Raw genomic sequence first — 1,402 nt, 5'->3', positions numbered from 1 at the left:
TAGGATAAGCCCTCGACCGATTAGTATTCGTCAGCTGCACATCTTGCGATGCTTCCACCTCGAACCTATCAACCTGGTCGTCTACCAGGGGTCTTACGAATTGGGAAATCTCATCTTGAGGGGGGCTTCGCGCTTAGATGCTTTCAGCGCTTATCCCGTCCGTACGTAGCTACCCAGCGGTGCTCCTGGCGGAACAACTGGTACACCAGCGGTACGTCCATCCCGGTCCTCTCGTACTAAGGACAGCTCCTCTCAAATTTCCTGCGCCCACGACAGATAGGGACCGAACTGTCTCACGACGTTCTGAACCCAGCTCGCGTACCGCTTTAATGGGCGAACAGCCCAACCCTTGGGACCTACTTCAGCCCCAGGATGCGATGAGCCGACATCGAGGTGCCAAACCTCCCCGTCGATGTGGACTCTTGGGGGAGATAAGCCTGTTATCCCCAGGGTAGCTTTTATCCGTTGAGCGATGGCCCTTCCATTCGGTACCACCGGATCACTAAGCCCGACTTTCGTCCCTGCTCGACTTGTAGGTCTCGCAGTCAAGCTCCCTTATGCCTTTGCACGCTTCGAATGATTTCCAACCATTCTGAGGGAACCTTTGGGCGCCTCCGTTACATTTTAGGAGGCGACCGCCCCAGTCAAACTGCCCGCCTGACACGGTCCCCCTACCGGCTTCACGGTAGTGGGTTAGAACTCCGATACGATCAGGGTGGTATCCCAACGGTGCCTCCACCGAAGCTGGCGCTCCGGCTTCTCAGGCTCCCACCTATCCTGTACAGATCGTACCAAAGTCCAATATCAAGCTGCAGTAAAGCTCCATGGGGTCTTTCCGTCTTGTCGCGGGTAACCTGCATCTTCACAGGTATTAAAATTTCACCGGATCTCTCGTTGAGACAGCGCCCAAGTCGTTACGCCATTCGTGCGGGTCAGAATTTACCTGACAAGGAATTTCGCTACCTTAGGACCGTTATAGTTACGGCCGCCGTTTACTGGGGCTTCGGTTCATAGCTTCGCCTTGCGGCTTACCACTCCCCTTAACCTTCCAGCACCGGGCAGGCGTCAGCCCGTATACTTCGCCTTACGGCTTCGCACAGACCTGTGTTTTTGCTAAACAGTCGCTTGGGCCTTTTCACTGCGGCCCCCTCGGGCTATTCACCCTACCGAGGCACCCCTTCTCCCGAAGTTACGGGGTCATTTTGCCGAGTTCCTTAACGAGAGTTCTTCCGAGCGCCTTAGCATACTCTGCTCGCCTACCTGTGTCGGTTTGCGGTACGGGCACCTTCGCCTGGCTAGAGGCTTTTCTTGGCAGCGGGAGCACATGACCTTCGGTACTGCAATTTTCCCTCCCCATCACAGCTCAGCCTTATAGTGGGCGGATTTGCCTACCCACCAGCCT

The 1,402-nt window shown here is 55.8% G+C and carries 1 rRNA gene; it reads right to left on the bottom strand.

The window, feature by feature from the left end:
* Nucleotides 1-1,402, bottom strand: a 23S ribosomal RNA gene (locus AC0YNV_RS40660); the annotation flags it as partial.

The sequence above is a fragment of the Paenibacillus sp. JT31N11 genome (assembly GCF_056269285.1).
This window is presented reverse-complemented; position numbering and strand designations above follow the sequence as displayed.